This window comes from Edaphobacillus lindanitolerans, assembly GCF_900156305.1.
GTDB classification, from domain to species: domain Bacteria; phylum Bacillota; class Bacilli; order Bacillales_A; family Planococcaceae; genus Bhargavaea; species Bhargavaea lindanitolerans.
Window position 1 is genome coordinate 564,004 of record NZ_FTPL01000002.1, and the last position, 18,396, is coordinate 582,399.

Sequence of the window (18,396 nt, forward strand, 5' to 3'; positions counted from 1 at the left end):
CCGCACGGGGTCAAAGCCGCCGGCATGAACATTTGCTTCTGTAAAAAAAGCGGGAAGACAGCCGCCCGGGGCGGCTGTCTTCCAAGTGCGCAACAAGGATTACTTTTCGTTTTCCCGCTTGCGCAGCTCGACGCGCATGATTTTGCCGGATGTTGTTTTCGGAAGTTCGTCAATGAACTCGATGGCCCTCGGGTATTTATAAGGGGCCGTCAGTTCCTTCACATGATCCTGCAGTTCCTGGACGAGTTCATCAGAGGCTTTTTCCGGGTCGGTGAGGACGACGTATGCCTTGACGATATTCCCCCTTACTTCGTCCGGGCTCGCCACCACCGCACATTCCTTCACGGCCGGGTGCTTCGTCAGCGCGTCCTCGACCTCAAACGGTCCGATCGTATAGCCCGAAGAGATGATGATGTCGTCGCCGCGGCCCTCAAACCAGAAATAGCCGTCCTCGTCTTTGCTCGCCCGGTCGCCGGTCAGGTAGTAATCTCCCCTGAACTGCATGCTCGTCCGCTCGGGGTCTTTCAGATATTCCTTGAAGAGCGCCGGCGTGCTCACATGGACGGCAATATCCCCAGGCACGCCCGGGCTGCTCGGCTGGCCGAATTCGTCGATGATCTCGACCCGGTTCCCGGGCGTCGGCTTGCCCATCGACCCCGGACGGGCTTCCATTCCCTTCATCGTCCCGACCAGGAGTGTGTTTTCCGTCTGGCCGTAGCCGTCCCGGACTTCAATCCCTGCTACACGGGAGAATGTGTTGATCACTTCCACATTGAGCGGTTCACCGGCGGACACTGCACTGTGGATGGAAGAAAGATCGTACTCCCCGAGCTTGCCCGTCTTCGCCATGAGACGGTATTCGGTCGGCGTGCAGCAGAGGACATTGACGCTGTATTTGCCGATGAGCTCCAGGTATTTGGCCGGATCGAACCGGCCGTTGTAGACGAACCCGGTCGATCCGCTGCCGAGCGTGGCGAGGAACGGAGACCAGATCCATTTTTGCCAGCCCGGGCTCGCCGTCGCCCACACCATATCGCCGTCCTCGATTCCGAGCCAGTTTGCAGCCGTCGTCCGGAGGTGCGCATATCCCCATCCGTGCGTATGGACGACGCCTTTCGGCTTGCCGGTCGTGCCGGACGTATACGAGAGGAAGGCCATGTCGCTGCTTTTCGTGTCGGCCGCTTCAAATTGATCGGACGTGTTTTGCATTTCCTTGAGCAATGGAATTCCATTATCGGCATCACCGGCGATGAACAGGCTGACACCGTCCATGTCAACGTCTTTGAATTGTTCGGCAAACGGCGCATAGGCGATGATGCCCTTCGCCCCGCTGTGCTCAAGCCGGTATTCGATGTCCGATGCCCGGAGCATTTCAGAACTCGGAATGACGACAATCCCGGCTTTCAATGCCGCCACATACGTCACATAGGCTTCTACGAGACGGGGCATCATGATCATGACGACGTCTCCCTTGCCGAAGCCGTGAGAGGTCAGCACATTGGCACAGCGGTTCGCCAGTGCCATCAACTCTGCATATGTAATTTCACGCTCTTCCGTTCCGTCGGTCCAGATCAGGGCTTTCCGTTCTGTTCCGCTTGCGTACTTCTCAAATTCCGAAGAAAGATTGTACTGTCCGGGAGCCAGAAGCTCTTCTCGTTTCATGCAATCACCCCTTTGATTGGTCGTTTTCATTATACGCTTTCAAATGGACCTTTTCAAAATAGAATTTCAATTCGGACGTAACGGAACCTCTCTCCAACTTCCGGTTTTAAAACGAAAAAGACCGCCCTTCGAGAGGGCGGTCCGGATTTGTTACTGGTTCGTGCCTTTCATTTGTTGCTGTGCCATCGAAACCAAACGCTTTGTGATTTCTCCGCCAACGGAACCGTTGGCACGCGATGTTGCGTCGGCACCGAGCTGAACACCAAATTCTTGGGCAATCTCGTACTTCATCTGGTCGAGTGCTTGGCGCACGCCCGGTACGAGCAGCTGGTTAGAGTTGTTGCTGTTGTTGCTTGCCATGATTGTTCACCTCCTTGTGCACATAGAATGTGCGGGGAAGAAAAAATCATGCAGAGCGAAACAATGGAAATTTGTTCAAGATTTCAAAGAAGGTCCGCAAACGGATCGGCTTCCTTTTGAATCGGAAATTCGATGATCTCCCGTTCGGCCACTGCCTTGTCGATCATCGGCCCGAAGTCCGCGTTTCCTTCATAATAGATGACTTTTGATGTTTTCGGCTTTGTGGCAGGATGGGACGGCGTGAAGATCGTGCAGCAGTCCTCAAACGGACGAATTGATGTTTCGTACGTATCGATCTTTTCGGCGATTGAAATGATGTCCAGCTTGTCATAGGCGATGAGCGGCCGGAGAACCGGAGTGCTCGTCACTTCATTGATGGCGGACAGGCTGTCGAGCGTCTGGCTGGCCACCTGGCCGAGGCTTTCACCCGTGACGATCGCCTTTGCCCCGATTTCTTCGCGCACCATGTCGGTGATCTTCATCATGAGCCGTCTCGTCGTCGTCATCGTCAGCGCAGCCGGCATCGTATCCTGGATCGCCTGCTGGATCTCGGTGAAGTGGATCGTATGCATGCGGATGCGCCCGCCGAAGCCGCTGAGCCGTTCTGCCAGTTCGATGACTTTCTGTTTGGACTGTTCGCTTGTGAACGGCGGGCTGTGGAAGTGGATCACGTCCAGTTTGACGCCCCGCTTCATCATCATGTATCCGGCAACCGGGCTGTCGATCCCGCCCGACAGCATAAGCAGTGCATGGCCGTTCGAGCCGGCCGGCAGTCCGCCCGCGCCCTGGATCGTCTCCGTTGACAGATAGGCGCCGTCCTCCCGGATGTCCACGAGCAGCTTGATGTCCGGTTTTTTCATCTTCACGATGAGTTCCGGATAAAGAGGGAGCAAGTGTCCGCCAAGCTCCTGCTGAATGTCATTTGTCTTAAGCGGGAACGTCTTGTCTGCACGGCGCGCTTCCACCTTGAATGTTTTCCCCTCGGTTTCCATCCTTCCGAGAATTTCAGCTGCCGTTTGTTTGATCTCTTCGATTTCTGCATCGCAGCGGACCGCCGGGCTGAACGACTGGATGCCGAACACTTCCGGCAGACGGCGCATGGCTTCCTCCATCTCTTCGGGGCTATCGGCAAAGAGGAACATCCGGTCATGCTCGGACTTCACTTTGACCGTCTCCAGGTCTTTCATCACCCTGCGGATGTTGTCCCGGAGTTTCCGGATGAACACATTGCGGTTTTTCCCCTTCAGGGACAGTTCCCCGTATCGGATGAGAATTTCATTGTAGGTCATGAGGTTTTCAAACCCTTTCTATCGTATCCATAAATTCTGCAAATACTTCTTTGAACCGGAGGATTTCTTCCCGGCTGTTCTGTCGCCCGAAGCTGAGGCGGATGACGCCGTGCCGGAAGTCTTCATCAATTCTCATCGCCCGGAGCACATGGCTTTCGCTCCGGCTTCTCGAAGAGCAGGCGCTCGAGGTGGAAACATAGATCTCTTTCTCCTGTAGCGCATTGACCGCGACTTCGCCCCGGATGCCGCGGATGGCAACCGACAGGATGTGCGGCGCGGATTCCGGACCTCCGAGCACCCGGACTTTGTCCCACCCGCCAAAAAAGCGGATCAGCTCATCGCGCCATTCGCCAAACTGCAGCTCTCCGCGCGCTTCTTCGGCCAGGCGCATCGCCTTGGCAAGCGCGGCGGCATGGGCGACCGGAACCGTCCCGCTCCGGAGACCGCCCTGCTGGCCGCCTCCGAACAGATATGGCCGGATCTGCGCATTCCTCTTCAGGATGAGCGCGCCCGATCCTTTGAGTCCATGGAATTTATGGGCCGACACCGAAATTGCGTCCGGTCCGTCCGGCCCGCCCGGAATGGCCAGCTTCCCGTAGCTCTGCACGGTGTCCGAGTGGAACACGGCGCGTGGCGCCTTGCGCCTGATCAGCCGGCCGGCTTCCTCGAGCGGCTGGATGGCACCGGTTTCGTTGTTGACATGCATGATCGAAACGACGATCGTCTTCTGGGACAGTTTTCGTTCCAGATCGGACAGGTCCAGCCTTCCGTTTCCGTCCGTGCCGACCGTGAGCACTTCGAAGCCTTCCGCCTCAAGCTGCTCCGCCGTATTCAAAACCGAAGGATGCTCGACGGAGGAGATGAGGATCCGCCTTCCGTGCCCGGCGTTTGCACGGGCAAACCCGAACAGCGCCTGGTTGTTGGCTTCGGTTCCGCCGGATGTGAAGACGACGGTCCCGTCCGGCATGCCGGCCAGTTCGGCCACCTGCTGCGCCGCGCGGCCGAGCAGCCGGTCCGCCTCGATTCCGAGGCCATGGAGAGAAGACGGGTTGGCAAAGAATGCTTGGGACGCAGCCGTGAAGGTGCGGAGCACTTCGGGATCAGGCTGCGTCGTCGCGCTATTATCAAAATAAATCATGAAAATTCGCTACCTTTCCGAACGAAAGCCACCATCACAATTGTGAGGTGGCCGGTTCCCTGTATCATTATGTACGTCAGACTTCCTCTTTGACAAGTACTTCGATTTTCCGGATGGCACCCGGTTCGACGGATTCCACGGCGGTTGCGGCATCTTCCAGCGCCTTGCCGTAACGGCACTGGTTGAACGCTTCTTCCGCCTCGGCGAGCTGCTCGTCGACCGCAGGGTTTGTAGCCCTGAACCGGTTCCCGTACTGGATCAGCCGCTCGATGAGCTCGACGTTCTCGAGCATCTCGATCGCCTTTTCCTCGACTTCCCGGACGCACTGTCCCGCCTTTTCAAGGTTATCATTCACAAGCGCCATGTTCAGCGGCATATCCTGGAGGTTGCGCGTGACGACAAACAGGTGCTCTTCGGCTTCCTCCAGCCGGGCATCCATTTCTTCCGGAATTCCCGGGGTGTTGGCACGGTAGAGCTTGCGGTCCGTGTTCTGGAGGATGCGGACGAGCTCGTCCAGCTGTTCGCGGGCTTTCGTCTCATCCACACGCAGGCCTTTCAGGCGTTCCGCATAATCATCCTGCTCCTGCATGAGCGATTCCGTCTCCGCGGCGATCTCCTGCAGTTCCTCCTGAAGGGTGGAATAAGCGGACTGGCCATGCGCGATCCGGTCGGACAGCAGCATGAACCGCTTCTCCATCCCTTCCAGCTTCTCGAGCGCCTCTTCAGGCACCGCAGCCTCCTGGTCCGACAGACGGTAGTTCTGCTGGACGAAGCGGGCCTCATCAGCCGTTGTCCGGGTGAAGGTGCCGAGTTCGGCAAGACGGTCCCCTACAGGGAGTTCATTGTCTTCTACATATTTGCGCGCATACACTTCCGCTTCGAGGTGGTCGTAGAAACCGTTGATCTCTTCATTGATCGAATGGATCCGTGCTTTCACTTCCTCTGCCTCAAGTGCTTCGAGCTTCGCCTTCAGGTCGTCCAGCTCTTCTTCCATTTCGTTCAGGCGAACGTCCATCCGAAGGTGGCCGAGATAATAATGCTGCTCTTCCATCTCGCGGAGGCCGGACCTCAGCTCCCGGATTGCCTGCGGGATCTTGGACTGGATCTCCGAAAGAAGAACCGGTACATCCTCGATCAGCCGGAATGTTTCCCGGGCTTCGGTGGCCAGGCCGAGAACCGTCTCCCTCGCCTTCAGATAATTCCCCGAAGCGGTAAGTTCGTCGTATTCCACCAGCCTCGGATTGATCGATTCGAGCCGTGCCTCGAGCGGGCCGGCGGCATTGCCGAACGAATGCTGGTGCGCCAGCAGATTTTTGCGGGCTGCCTTGTAGCTCTCATTCAGGCCTTCCATTTCCGTCCGGTTCGCTTCTTCGCTTCCGATCAGTTCGGAAAGCTCATCAAGGATGCGGTTCATTTCTTTGTCACAGAAGGCGATCTTCTCTTCGATCTCCGCCTCAAATTTTGTCGCTTTGCCGAAGCGGAGCCGGTCGACGGATTCTTCCGCATCGAACAGCAGGTTATCGATGGCCGGCATATGATCGTCCATCACCTCTGTCCAGCTGCTGCGCCACTTTTCAAAGCGTTCTTCCGTTTCGCCGTTCATGTTCAGCTGCTTTACTTTTGTCAATTCTTCAAGGATCGGTTTGTGTTGGATCTCCATTTTTTGAACTTCAAGTTTTTCGATGATGGCTGTATGTTTTCGCCTGAAGATAAAGGCGATGGCGATCAATGCAATGAGTACGATGATCCCGATGATCAAATACTTCAAGGTCATCCCCCTGTTCCAAAATCTCTGTGAACGCTGTATTATCCTTAATAGTACCATGTTTCGTTTGATTATGCTGTTCAAATTCGCAAGAACCCTCAAATTTCGTCACCATACACCAACAAGTGCCGGAATTCCGGTAAAAGGAGCGGATCAATGATGTTCACACCACTCGATTACGAAGGCACACTGCAGGAAAAATATGATTTGCTTTCACGGCAGCTCGATGCCCTTCTGGAAGGCGAACCGAATGTCATGGCCAACCTGGCCAATGCTTCCGCACTGCTCAACCAGTTCCTGGACCGCGTGAACTGGGCAGGATTTTACGTGATGGACGGAGAGGACGAGCTCGTGCTCGGCCCGTTCCAGGGTTTGCCTGCCTGCGTGCGGATCCCGCTCGGCAAAGGCGTCTGCGGAACGGCTGCAAAAGACCGGGAAACAAAGCTTGTGGAAGATGTCCATGCGTTCCCCGGCCATATCGCGTGCGATGCGGCCTCCCGTTCCGAAGTGGTCGTCCCGATCGAAGTGGACGGCCGGCTGTTCGGGGTGCTGGACATCGACAGCCCGGAAGTCTCCCGGTTCTCGCAAGAGGACGCAGACGGGCTTGAAAAGTTCGTGGCTGTCCTCGCCAAACATCTGCGGATCTGAGCACGGACGGATCGACGAAAAACCGCCTTTCTCCCAAAGAAAGGCGGTTTTCCTATTATCATTCTCCGGCAGGGGCTGCGGCGTGCTTTTTCATGGAAGCAAAGGCCGCCTGTAGATCCGCGATGAGATCGTCCGGATGTTCAAGTCCTGCGGAGAATCTGAGCAGGCCGTCGGAGATGCCCATCGCGGCCCGGTCTTCCTCCGGCACGCCGGAATGCGTCATCGTCCATGGATGCTGGATGAGGGATTCGGCATCCCCGAGGCTGACGGCGATCTTGATGAGGGAAAGACTGTCCATGAATTCCTGGGCTTCCCGCAGACCGCCGTCGATCGTGAAGGAAAAGATCCCCCCGCCCGCGCTCATCTGGCGCCTTGCGATCGGCGCCTGCGGGTGATCCGCATCATATGGATAGTGGACTTCCCTGACCATCGGCTCGCTCTTCAGATACTCGATCACCCGTCCGGCATTTGCCGTGTGGCGCTCCATCCGGACTGCGAGCGTCTTCAGCCCGCGCAGCAGGAGCCAGGCATCGAATGGCGAAATGATCCCGCCGTAATCCTTCTGGACCGTCATGCGGAGTTCCGTGATCTTCTCCGCATCCGCTCCGATGAGCAGTCCGGCGATGACGTCCCCGTGCCCGTTGATATATTTCGTCGCGCTGTGGAGCACGAAGTCCGCACCGAGCTCAAGCGGATTCTGGATGTACGGCGAAGAAAACGTGTTGTCGACGATCACGGTCAGTCCGTGGCGGCGGGCCACATTGACGGCCGCCTGCAGATCGGCGATCTCCATCGTCGGATTCACCGGCGTTTCGATGTAAATGACCTTCGTCTCCGGCTTGACGGCCGCCTCGATCTCTTCCTCCGTCCACATCCGGATCAGGTCATGGGTGATGTTGTATTTGTCATTCATGATCGCGAGCAGGCCGAATGTGCATCCGTAGATGCCGCGCGTCGCCAGGATATGGTCCCCCGCTCTGGTCGCATAGGTCAGCACCGCACTGACGGCCGCCATTCCCGAACCGAATGCGAGCGCGCCTTCGCCCTTTTCAAGCGCGGTGATCCGCTCCTCGAGCGCCCGGACCGTCGGGTTCGTCAGTCTCGAGTAAATATTGCCTTCCTGCTCCCCTGCAAAGCGCGCCGCGCCGGTGGCGGCATCCGGAAAGACGTAGGTCGAAGTCTGGTAGAGCGGCATGGCCAGGCTGTCATGATGCTCATGGGGATCATGCCCGGTGTGGATCATGAGCGTATCGCGATGAACGTGTTTCGAATCCATAAAATCGTCTCCTTCTAAATTTTCTCTATCTTCATAATCATTGTATCTTCCTTTAAACGAAAAAGGAACCCGGCTACAGGAGGAAACGGGATGTCCCTTTCGTTTCTCCTTGACTCGGCCGGGCCGCCGGGTTATGATAGTCGTTGTGTAAAATAAACGCAGCAGTTGTGTGAGCACGGCTGCCCATTTCATTCCTCCCTCTTTCCGGCTCGGCCGGGATCGGAAGGTGCATCGCGTAACCCGTGGCTGCTGGGCGAAGGTGCAAGATGATGAAATGGCGCCGCGTTTGAACGCATCTGGTTTTTATTTTACTCAAAAAATAAAACCAACAGAGGAGGAGTCTTCATGGCTCGCTACACAGGTCCATCTTGGAAACTCTCCCGCCGTCTCGGTATTTCCCTGAGCGGTACGGGCAAAGAACTCGAAAAACGTCCTTACGCTCCAGGCCCGCACGGCCCGAACCAGCGTAAAAAACAATCGGAATACGGTCTCCAGCTTCAAGAGAAGCAAAAACTCCGTCACATGTACGGTGTGAACGAGCGCCAATTCCATACAATGTTCCTCCGTGCAGGCAAACAGTCTGGTAAACACGGCGAGAACTTCATGATCCTGCTTGAGCGCCGCCTCGACAACGTCGTGTACCGCATGGGCCTCGCCCGCACACGCCGTCAGGCTCGCCAGCTCGTCAACCACGGTCACATCCTCGTTGACGGCAAGCGCGTAGACATCCCGTCTTACATCGTATCCCCAGGCCAGGAAATCTCGCTCCGCGAGCGTTCCCAGAACCTGACGACTGTCAACGAATCCATCGAAGTGACAAACTTCGTTCCGGACTACGTAACATTCGATGCGGAAGCGAAAAAAGGCACGTTCGTCCGCCTTCCAGAGCGCAGCGAACTGCCTGCGGAAATCAACGAATCACTCATCGTTGAATTCTACAGCCGCTGATCATTGAAAAAGAGAGCCGATTGCCGGCTCTCTTTTTTCTATGCCTTTTTTTGATACAATGATGTCAGAACGGAGGGATTCCATGAAACTAGTATCCATCTGCCCGAGCAACACCGAACTGGCCGCCTATCTCGGGATCGCCGGGCAGCTTGCCGGCGTTGATGACTTTTCCGACTGGCCGGGCACCGTACGCGACCTTCCCCGGCTCGGACCGGACCTGTCCATCGACATGGACCGGCTCGAATCGCTCGAACCCGACCTTGTCCTCGCTTCACTGAGCGTCCCCGGGATGGAGCGGAATGTCGAAGAACTCCGGAAACGCTCGATCCCCCACCTCGTTCTGGATCCGCAGAGCCTGGGAGACATCGAGGACGATCTCATCCGGGTCGGCGAAGCCTGTGGAATTGAGGCGGAGGCCCGGCGGGTGTCCGCAGAATATCGCCGGTTCCTCGAGGAGATGAAGGAACGGTCCGAGCGAGTGACGGACACCCCTACCCTCTACTGGGAATGGTGGCCGAAGCCGGTGTTTACGCCCGGGTCGGTCAACTGGCTCACCGAAGTGAGCCGGATCGCCGGCGGCCGGAACCTGTATGAGGACGTAGAGCTTGCCAGCATCCAGACCGACTGGGAAGACGTGCGACTCCGTAACCCGGATCGCATCCTCCTCGCCTGGGTCGGGGTCAGGACCGAAAAGATCCGGCCGGAACTCCTTCAAAAACGGCCCGGCTGGCCGGAGCTTGCGGCCATGCAGGACGGCAAGGTCGACATCATGGAAGAATCACTCTACTGCCGGCCGTCCCCGCGTCTGCTCGAAGGCGCCTGGAAACTCGGCCGCCTCCTCCATCCGGAAGTCTACGGTGACTTGGAACTGCCTGAGTGGGTGAACCGGGAGGCTTAATTGTTTTCGGGTTGGGGTGTTAGAACTATGAAGCTCCACAATGAAGTATAGAGTAGCATTATGAATTACAATGCCGCCTTGTGAATTATGGGACGGCATTTTGAATTATGGAGGCGGTTTGTGAATTATAAAGCGACGTTTTGAATTATAGAGTCGCTTTATGAATTTTGGAGCGCCGTTTTGAATTATAGAGTCGCCTTCTGAATTATAGAGCGACGTTTTGAATTATAAAGTCGGCTTGTGAATTATGGAGCGACGTTTTGAATTATAGAGTCGCTTTATGAATTTTGGAGCGACGTTTTGAATTATAGAGTCGCTTTATGAATTATGGAGCGACGTTTTGAATTATAGAGTCGCTTTATGAATTTTGGAGCGACGTTTTGAATTATAGAGTCGGCTTCTGAATTATGGAGCGACGTTATGAATTATGAAGCACCGTTATGAATTATGGAGCCCTCTTGTGAATTATGAATCACCGTTATGAATTATGGGACCTCGTTGTGAATTATGAAGAACCGTTATGAATTATGGAGCCCTCTTGTGAATTACGAAGCACCGTTATGAATAACGGTGTGCCATTTTGAATGAATGTACAGTCTATCCAGCCAAAATCCCCCGCCGCACAGTCATGTGCAGCGGGGGATCCAACTTTACTTTTCGTTTATTGAAGAGCCGCTTCCATAACGCCCAGCACTTGCTCCGCGCTCAGGCTGGTTTCTCCGCCGCCTTGGACGAATGCATCGTTGCCGCCGCCCTTTCCGCCGATTTCGGACAGGGCCGCATCCGCCGCCTTCTTCATCGATAGCGGCACACCGCTTCCCCGGGCCGCGACGAACTGTAGCTTGTCCCCGTTCCGGGCCGCCAGCAGGATGACCGACTCTTCGCTTTGGGCAGCCGCCGCCCGTGCGAGTTTCTGCAGCTCGGCGATCGACCGGTCTTCAAAGGCGGCCTTCACCGTGTTGCCGGCTGCACCGGCGAGCAATTCGCCTGCTTCAAAGCCGATCAGGGATTCCTTCAGCTCCGCTGCCTGCTTTTCAAGCAACTTGTTCGCCTCGAGCAGTTTCCGGATTGCGTCAACCGCCTGCTCTTCAGGCGCGCTCAGCAACCCGACCGCCTCTTTGAGGATGGCGTTTTTCTTCCCGAGTTGCCGGAGAACCCGGTCGCCGCACACGAAATGAACACGCGTTTTCTTCTTATTCCGCTCCGTCCCCAGGATTTTGATGGACCCGACTTCCCCGGTCGTCCTCGGGTGGGTTCCGCCGCAGCCGTTGTAGTCGAAGTCCGGAATGATGACGAGCCGGATCTCCCCGTTCACCGCCAGCTCTTTACGGAGCTTGGAACGGTCCAGTTCCTCATCCGTCACCCATTCCGTTTGGATCGGACGGTTCTCGAGGATGATTTCATTCGCCCGTTCCTCGGCGGCCCGCAGCTGCTCCTCGATCACCTGGTCCGAATCCAAGTCGATGGAAACGATGTCCTGTCCGAGGTGGAAGCTGACGGTCTGATATCCGGCCGTCTCGACGAACGCGGCCGTCAGGATATGCTGACCGGCATGCTGCTGCATATGGTCGAAGCGCCGTTCCCAGTCGATCTTGCCGGAAACGACGAATGCCTCGAGCGGGGTCTCGACGTAATGCCGGATCTCCCCATCGACCTCTTCCACATCGGTCACCCGGATGCCATTCAGCTTGCCGGTGTCGTTCGGCTGACCGCCGCCGGTCGGATAGAACACCGTATTTTCAAGTACGACGAACGGACGGCCTCCGTCTTCCCCTTCATGGATGACATTCGACTTGAACGCGGTCCGGTATGGATCTTCATAGTAGAACCGATCTTTCAGCATCTGTTTTTCCTCCCAACCCGCACCGGAATTCAGCTGAACTTCACCATCGTGTATTTCTTCTTGCCGCGGCGGATGATTGTGAACGCATCATCCAGACGGTCGTCCGCTCCGACGGTATGCGCCAGGTCCGTCATGCGCTCGCCATTGATCGAGATGGCCCCGTTCGTCACATCTTCCCTCGCCTGCCGCTTCGATGAAGAGATTCCGGCTTCAACAAGCAGATCCACAATATTCTTTTCTTCTTTTGCCGATTCGAATGTCGGCACGTCCTTGAAGGCATCTTTCATTTCCGAAACGGAGAGGGCCTTCAGGTCGCCGCTGAACAGCGCCTGGGTGATGCGCTGCGCCTGGTCGAGCGCCTCCTGTCCATGGATCATGCGCGTCATTTCTTCAGCCAGGGTTTTCTGGGCTTTCCGGAGATGCGGCTCTTCTTCAACCGCCTTCTCGAGTTCCCCGATCTCCTCGCGGCTGAGGAACGTGAAGATCTTCAGGTATTTGACGACATCGGCATCCGCCGTGTTGATCCAGAACTGGTAGAACTCATAAGGCGATGTCTTCTCCGGATCGAGCCACACTGCGCCGCCGGCGGTCTTGCCGAACTTCGTGCCGTCCGCCTTCGTGACGAGCGGGATCGTGATGCCGAACGCCTTCGCTTCATCGTCATGCGTTTTCCGGATGATCTCCAGACCGGTCGTGATGTTGCCCCACTGGTCGGAACCGCCGACCTGCACCCGGCAGCCGTAATGGTCATACAGGTGATTGAAGTCCGCGCCCTGGATGAGCATGTAGGAGAACTCGGTGAACGAGATGCCCGTCTCGAGGCGTGAAGAAACGTTCTCTTTCGCGAGCATGTAGTTGACGCTGAGCAGTTTCCCGTAATCGCGCAGGAAATCAATCGCGGTCATTTCCTTGAACCAGTCTTTGTTGTCGACCATGACGGCCGCGTTCACGTCGGCGAAATCAAAGATCTGCTCCAGTTGTTTGCGGATCCCCGCAATGTTGTGGCCCAGCTGTTCTTCGGAAAGGAGCTGGCGCTCGTCAGCACGGAACGACGGGTCACCGATCATCCCGGTCGCACCGCCGACAAGGACGATCGGACGGTGGCCGTGCCGCTGGAAACGGCGAAGCGTCAGGAACGGCACGATATGTCCGATATGCAGGCTGTCCGCCGTCGGGTCCGTCCCGCAGTACAGAGAAATTTTCTCTTCGTCGAGCAGCTTCGCAAGCCCCTCTTCATCGGTCTGCTGGTAAAGCAAACCGCGCCACTTCAGGTCTTCCATCAATTCGTTCGTCATCATTCATCCCTCCAGACAAAATAAAAAGCCCCCGCGGACCGGAAATTCCGATCCTGCAGGGGCGCCAATCTCAATCGACGCGGTACCACCCGGCTTGAGGCAAATCCATGCCTCCACTCCATGCACGTTAACGCCATGCGGACGCCTCGCTCCGGAACTGTAATTCGCAACAGGGTCACCGGGCAGCTTCCACCAGCCGCTGCCTCTCTGATTTTCGTTGATCCCCGCCCTACTTCGGCTCCATCCACGCTCGGTACGTATCGTTATCCAACATTCTAACCGTTTCAATGTCGTTGTCAATAGTGGAGTTTGACTAATCACCTCAATTGCGGTGGCTAGATCTCATACTCTTGATATCGCTGTGTTGCTATGGCGGGGGACATCATCACTCCAATCAACTGTAATTTTTTGTATATAATAATACACTTAAGAATTGATGTATGGCTTCGAGCCACGGCTGCCCTTGGAGACGAAATGGAGAAAATCAGGGTAGATAGGGCATTCAAAAACGAATGGGACGGCAGGCGGTAACAGTGAGGACAGCAACTTGACTGCAGTCATTTCTCATCCGCTCCAACGTCGTCAATAAATTGCACGGCGCCCTTTACGTCAACATCGTGCTTCTCGTCCACATGTAAACCGTTTGCCCAGCTGTTCGGCAGCCTTGTCCGTTCGGTAACTATCGGTGGTACTTGTTCAACCGATTTCTCGCCCATGCCGAGACCGACCAGGCTAGTTCCTTTAGCTTTGCCTCGTAAGACTTTCTTGAGGAACTGAAGGATTTAGTCCTGTTGCTCAATGGATTCTTTTCGTAGTCCTTCGAGACGCTTGTCAATAAATTGTTTTATCGCTTTAAAATTCTCTTGTTCAATGACCCCTGCAGTTTTCTGGCTATATCCGGCATTCAGTGCAACTTCAGCCGCATTCCCTAACCGGATATATTCATCTGCCAAGCGTCACTGCTTCTCTGTCAGTATCACTTCACATCACCTACATTCACGCTAATCGCTTTTGTGGCATAGAAAAAAACGCCTCAATCAAGCGCCTCGTCGTTCTTGTAAGCTAATATTGCAGAACGCTCTAAAAACTGTTCAATGGGACTAACAATGGAGTGTTCCTTTATGTTTTGGGTTTCCAATGAAAAATGATTGTCTACGAATGTGTTATATAAAGCCAATCTTACTTCTCTTTGATATTTGAACATCTCGTTTTTCCGAAAAAACATATCAACAGATCCCTTGTGGAATTCATCCATTTCTCCCAAAGTTTTATCAGAAAAACCATTGTACGTAACCTCTTTGAATACAGAATCCATGCCTTTAGAATGCGCAGCCTCTCTCAAGGCTTCTCCGATATTCACAGGAAATATTACTGCAGTGTCACCGAATTCCTTAAATTTTCTTAAATCATCACCAATATCCAATCTGAAACTCATGTATTCATCAGTATCTTCATAGAGCGAATAATCTTTCGCGGTAAATTTTGAAAAACAATACACGGGTACCTCTCTTGACTTTTCAAAGCGTGTTATTAATTCTCCTTTGCCTAGGAGTTTAATAACTTTGTCTTCTTCGCTATCCATGTAGTACATTTCATCAAACTGAAAAACATGCGCCGCTTCCCACTTATCCCCTACTCCTTTTGTTTTACTATTATTCTCAAGTTCAATATAAAAGTTTATATTGTTCATATAAAAATTTCCATCGAGTAATGAATCGACGTATTCCGCTTTCGTGAACTTAACAAATAGCTCAAAATGCTCTACCCCTGGAATTTCACTCATTTTCATAAACAACTCTCCCTTCTCCCATAATCATTTTTCGGCATCAGGAGAAGGAAACCCTTCATAATCCTGTAATTTATTTAGGTTAATTAGTGAGCTCCAGCTTCACCCACTAGCCAGAAACCAATTGGGAAAATGACACAGTAAATAACGCTTTAGTGTCCTCCGGTTGGCCAGTTGGACTATAAAACATCTTTATAAGACATTGCCGTTTCTATAGGCAGGCGTGGGCACACCAAACCAGCTTCCTGTTGGACTAACCAATCTTACTAAGTTGTTTTGATGACGCCCCTGTTGTTCAACAGCGCGGAAGCCACTTAATTCAACTTTCAAGTCCGCCCCTCAAGCCCCCGTCTTCAATTTCACACCCCAAATAACAGTTTTTTTCTGGCGTACTCTTCAGGGTAATTTCTGCCACCATTCGACACCCAATAACTCTAATAAACAGGTTCCGCTGCTGATTGAAAGAATGGTATAATAAACAAGATTTTAAGGGGGGATCCTGTGGAATCGAAGAAAAATCCATTTAAATATATCGAGGAAAAGGTGGAGGCGTTCCAGTCTTCCCGATGGGGGAAGCGGGTGCGCATCAGTTCCGGCGTCGTCTGGAACCTGCTGCTCCTCTTCCTGATCACGTTCCTCGTGCTCGGGGTGTTTGCCGGGTCGGTCGGGGCGGGCTATTTTGCCTCGCTCGTCCACAAGGAGCCGCTCCGGACGAAGGATGAGATGCGCCAGGCGATCCTGACCTACGAAGAGACGTCCGAATTGTATTTCGCGGACGGGGTTTATCTTGGGAAGGTGAACGCGGATATTGAGCGGCGCGAGACGAAGCTTTCAGAAGTCTCCCCTTTCCTCGTGGATGCCGTGTTTGCGACGGAAGATGAGTACTTCGGAGAGCACACCGGGATTGTCCCGAAAGCGATCTTCCGGGGACTTTTCCAGGACGTGACGAACGCCTCCTCGCAGACGGGCGGATCGACGCTCACCCAGCAGCTCATCAAAAACCAGATTCTGACGAACGAGGTTTCGTACGAACGGAAGGCGAAGGAGATCCTCCTGGCCATGCGGCTTGAGAAGTTCATGGACAAGAACGAGATCCTCGAAGCCTACCTGAACATCATCCCGTACGGACGGAATGCGATGGGTCAGAACATTGCCGGCGTGGAAACCGCGGCTGAAGGCATCTTCGGCATCAAGGCCAAGGATCTGAACCTTCCGCAGGCCGCATATATCGCCGGACTGCCGCAGGCGCCGTTCCTGTATACGCCGTTCTATGCGGGCGGCGGAGGCATGAAGGAGCCCGAGCATCTGAAGCCCGGCATCGAGCGGATGAAAACCGTCCTCTTCCGGATGAAGGAAACCGAGTATATTACGGAAGAACAGTACAATGAAGCGATCGTCTATGACATCACGAAAGACTTCAATGAGCCGGAGCAGCGTGCCACCGAGCGCTATCCGTATCTGACGCACGAAATCCAGCGCCGGACGGTTGAGCTCCTGTCGGAAATCCTTGCGGAAAAGGACGGAATCGATCCTGACCGGCTCGAGGAAGAGAAGGAACTCCGCGAGAAGTACGAGATCATGGCCGACCGCGATATGCGGAACGGCGGCTACCGGATCCACTCCACAGTGAAAAAAGATCTGTATGACGATTTCCAGAAGGTCAAGGATTCGTTTGAATCGTACGGCCACACATTCGTGGAAAAGACGATCGATCCGGACACGAAGGAAGAGAAAGAAGAGCTCAAACCGGTACAGGTCGGCAGCATGGCGATGGAGAACGGCTCGGGCCGGATTCTAGCATTCGTCGGCGGACGCGATCATCAGGTCGAGGCGCTCAACCATGCCACGCAGGCTTTCCGGCAGGTCGGATCATCCGTCAAGCCCCTTCTCGTCTACGGTCCTGCCATCGAGTATGGGATGATCGGCGCCGGCTCGCCGGTTCCGGACGTCTGGCTCACCTACAGAGGCTGGTCGCCGAAGAACTTCCAGTCCAACCGGCAATACGGCCTGGTCCCTGCCCGCGAGGCACTCGCCAACTCCTACAACTTGGCGGCTGTCCGCCTGATGGGCAAGATCATGGACAAAAACCCGACCGAATACTTGGACAAGATGAATTTTGATCATATCAAGGACTTCCAGCGGAACGTTCCGGCCGCCGCCCTCGGCTCCTACTCGGCATCCGTCGAGCAGAATACGGCCGGATTCTCCACGCTGGCAAACGGCGGAAATTACGTCGAGCCCTATATGATCGAAAAGATCGAGGACTCCGAAGGCAATGTCGTGTATCAGCACGAATCCAAGCCGGTGGAAGTGTACAGCCCGCAGACGGCCTACATGATCACCGACATGCTGCGGGACACACCGAGGATGGGGACGGCGCAGATCATGCGCAGCAACCTGAACTTCAACCTCGACATCGCGGCCAAGACGGGAACGACCCAGGGCTATAAGGACGTCTGGCTTGTCGGGTACAACCCGAACATCACGCTCGGGCTCTGGCTCGGGTATGACAATGAAAAGAAATACAAGCTCGATACGTTATCGAACAGCTACGGTCCGCCGAGCGCCCGGGTGAATAAATTGTTTGCCCGCCTGCTGAACAGCATGAACCGGGTCGAGCCGGAAATTGTCGGCGCCGGTTCCCGGTTCCAGCAGCCTAAGGGCGTCGTCTCCCGGTCATTCTGCGGCATTTCCGGTCTCGCACCGTCTGCGGCTTGTTCGGCTGCTGGGCTGATCCGCTCCGACCTGTTCAATGCGAACGTGTTCGTTCCGAACAAGGCGGACGACAGCTTCGGAGGTGCCGGCGGTGCCTACGTGACGGCCCAGGGCGTGCGCTATCAGGCACTCCCGTCCACACCGAAGGAGTTCGTGAAAACGGGCGCGGCCGGCATCAGCAAGGGCTTTGCTGACCGGATGCTCGCACCGTTCGGCGGAGATCCGGCAGGACTGTTCCCGCAAAACTCTTCGCTCGGCAAGAACATCGTTTCAGCGAAGAAATATGAAGGCGTGAGCGGCGCACCGATCGCACCCGGCGCCGCACTGAGCGGATCCGCGATCACCTGGAGCCGCTCCGCTTCGCCGGATGTAGTCGGGTATTACGTGTACCACAACGGATCGAAGATTGCTTCTGTCGCCGACGGCGGCTCGTACAGCGCCGGTGCTTCCGCTGCGGGCGAGTATTATGTCGTGGCTGTCGACATCACCGGACAGGTTTCCGGAAAGTCGAATGTCATCAAAGTGGAGAAATCCGAGAATGCAGACCCGGACGACAGCAAATCCGACGATAAAAAAGAAGAGAAGACCGACAAGAATCCGGATTCGAAACCGGAGAAACAACCGGACAAGAAACCGGATGACAAGCCGGAGAAAAAGCCGGACAAAGATTCCGATAAAAAACCGGACGGCGATAACGGGAACAGCAAGCCCCCTGCCGACGGCGACGGAAAAGACAACGGCGACTCAGAGCCTTCCGGTGACGGAGACTGACC

Annotated in this window: 14 protein-coding genes; 4 read left to right on the plus strand and 10 right to left on the minus strand. The window is 55.1% G+C overall.

The genetic code is table 11. The features are described from left to right. Positions 1 to 99 precede the first annotated feature (99 nt). From mbcS to ezrA, 5 genes are all read right to left on the minus strand, one after another. Positions 100 to 1,662, minus strand: a complete 1,563-nt coding sequence (mbcS, locus tag B0B07_RS08875; RefSeq protein WP_076758197.1) for an acyl-CoA synthetase MbcS — start codon at positions 1,660 to 1,662, stop codon at positions 100 to 102. Positions 1,663 to 1,812: 150 nt separating this feature from the next. Then, positions 1,813 to 2,022, minus strand: a complete 210-nt coding sequence (locus tag B0B07_RS08880) for an alpha/beta-type small acid-soluble spore protein (RefSeq protein ID WP_076758199.1) — start codon at positions 2,020 to 2,022, stop codon at positions 1,813 to 1,815. An 83-nt stretch (positions 2,023 to 2,105) separates the two neighbouring features. Then, positions 2,106 to 3,311, minus strand: a complete 1,206-nt coding sequence (gene thiI, locus B0B07_RS08885) for a tRNA uracil 4-sulfurtransferase ThiI (RefSeq protein WP_076758201.1) — start codon at positions 3,309 to 3,311, stop codon at positions 2,106 to 2,108. A 7-nt stretch (positions 3,312 to 3,318) separates the two neighbouring features. Further along, positions 3,319 to 4,449 (minus strand): cysteine desulfurase family protein, encoded by a 1,131-nt coding sequence (locus tag B0B07_RS08890; protein ID WP_076758203.1) that lies wholly within the window; start codon positions 4,447 to 4,449, stop codon positions 3,319 to 3,321. A 76-nt stretch (positions 4,450 to 4,525) separates the two neighbouring features. After that, positions 4,526 to 6,223: a septation ring formation regulator EzrA gene (gene ezrA, locus B0B07_RS08895; RefSeq protein ID WP_076758205.1), complete on the minus strand. Its 1,698-nt coding sequence runs from the start codon at positions 6,221 to 6,223 to the stop codon at positions 4,526 to 4,528. Positions 6,224 to 6,373: 150 nt separating this feature from the next. Between ezrA and B0B07_RS08900 the strand changes: the two genes are divergently transcribed. Further along, the gene (locus B0B07_RS08900; RefSeq protein WP_076758453.1) at positions 6,374 to 6,862 is read left to right on the plus strand and encodes a GAF domain-containing protein; all 489 of its coding nucleotides are present in this window, start codon (positions 6,374 to 6,376) and stop codon (positions 6,860 to 6,862) included. A gap of 58 nt (positions 6,863 to 6,920) precedes the next feature. Here B0B07_RS08900 and B0B07_RS08905 read toward each other — a convergent pair whose 3' ends face one another. After that, positions 6,921 to 8,138, minus strand: coding sequence for a trans-sulfuration enzyme family protein (locus tag B0B07_RS08905; RefSeq protein WP_076758207.1), 1,218 nt, complete (start codon positions 8,136 to 8,138; stop codon positions 6,921 to 6,923). 345 nt (positions 8,139 to 8,483) lie between these two features. Here B0B07_RS08905 and rpsD point away from each other — a divergent pair, with 345 nt between their 5' ends. Then, on the plus strand, positions 8,484 to 9,086 hold the full coding sequence (gene rpsD, locus B0B07_RS08910; RefSeq protein ID WP_076758209.1) for a 30S ribosomal protein S4: 603 nt from the start codon (positions 8,484 to 8,486) through the stop codon (positions 9,084 to 9,086). Between the two features lie 82 nt (positions 9,087 to 9,168). Then, positions 9,169 to 9,984: a cobalamin-binding protein gene (locus B0B07_RS08915; protein WP_076758211.1), complete on the plus strand. Its 816-nt coding sequence runs from the start codon at positions 9,169 to 9,171 to the stop codon at positions 9,982 to 9,984. A 661-nt stretch (positions 9,985 to 10,645) separates the two neighbouring features. Here B0B07_RS08915 and B0B07_RS08920 read toward each other — a convergent pair. The 4 genes from B0B07_RS08920 to B0B07_RS08935 all read right to left on the minus strand — a co-directional run bounded on the left by B0B07_RS08920 (position 10,646) and on the right by B0B07_RS08935 (position 14,911). Further along, a complete protein-coding gene (locus B0B07_RS08920) occupies positions 10,646 to 11,827 on the minus strand; it encodes an alanyl-tRNA editing protein (protein ID WP_200805797.1) in 1,182 nt (393 codons plus the stop codon). Between the two features lie 29 nt (positions 11,828 to 11,856). Continuing rightward, complete coding sequence (gene tyrS / locus B0B07_RS08925; protein WP_076758214.1) at positions 11,857 to 13,122, minus strand: tyrosine--tRNA ligase; 1,266 nt, start codon at positions 13,120 to 13,122, stop codon at positions 11,857 to 11,859. Positions 13,123 to 13,904: 782 nt separating this feature from the next. Further along, positions 13,905 to 14,075 carry a terminase small subunit gene (locus tag B0B07_RS15045; RefSeq protein ID WP_084186628.1) on the minus strand — a complete coding sequence of 57 codons (171 nt, stop codon included), beginning with the start codon at positions 14,073 to 14,075 and terminating at the stop codon, positions 13,905 to 13,907. An 80-nt stretch (positions 14,076 to 14,155) separates the two neighbouring features. Next, a complete protein-coding gene (locus tag B0B07_RS08935) occupies positions 14,156 to 14,911 on the minus strand; it encodes a hypothetical protein (RefSeq protein WP_076758216.1) in 756 nt (251 codons plus the stop codon). 498 nt (positions 14,912 to 15,409) lie between these two features. On the opposite strand from B0B07_RS08935, the gene B0B07_RS08940 reads away from it, so the two are divergent. Further along, entirely contained in the window at positions 15,410 to 18,394 is a 2,985-nt protein-coding gene (locus tag B0B07_RS08940) for a transglycosylase domain-containing protein (protein ID WP_084186629.1), read from the plus strand. Positions 18,395 to 18,396: the final 2 nt, after the last annotated feature.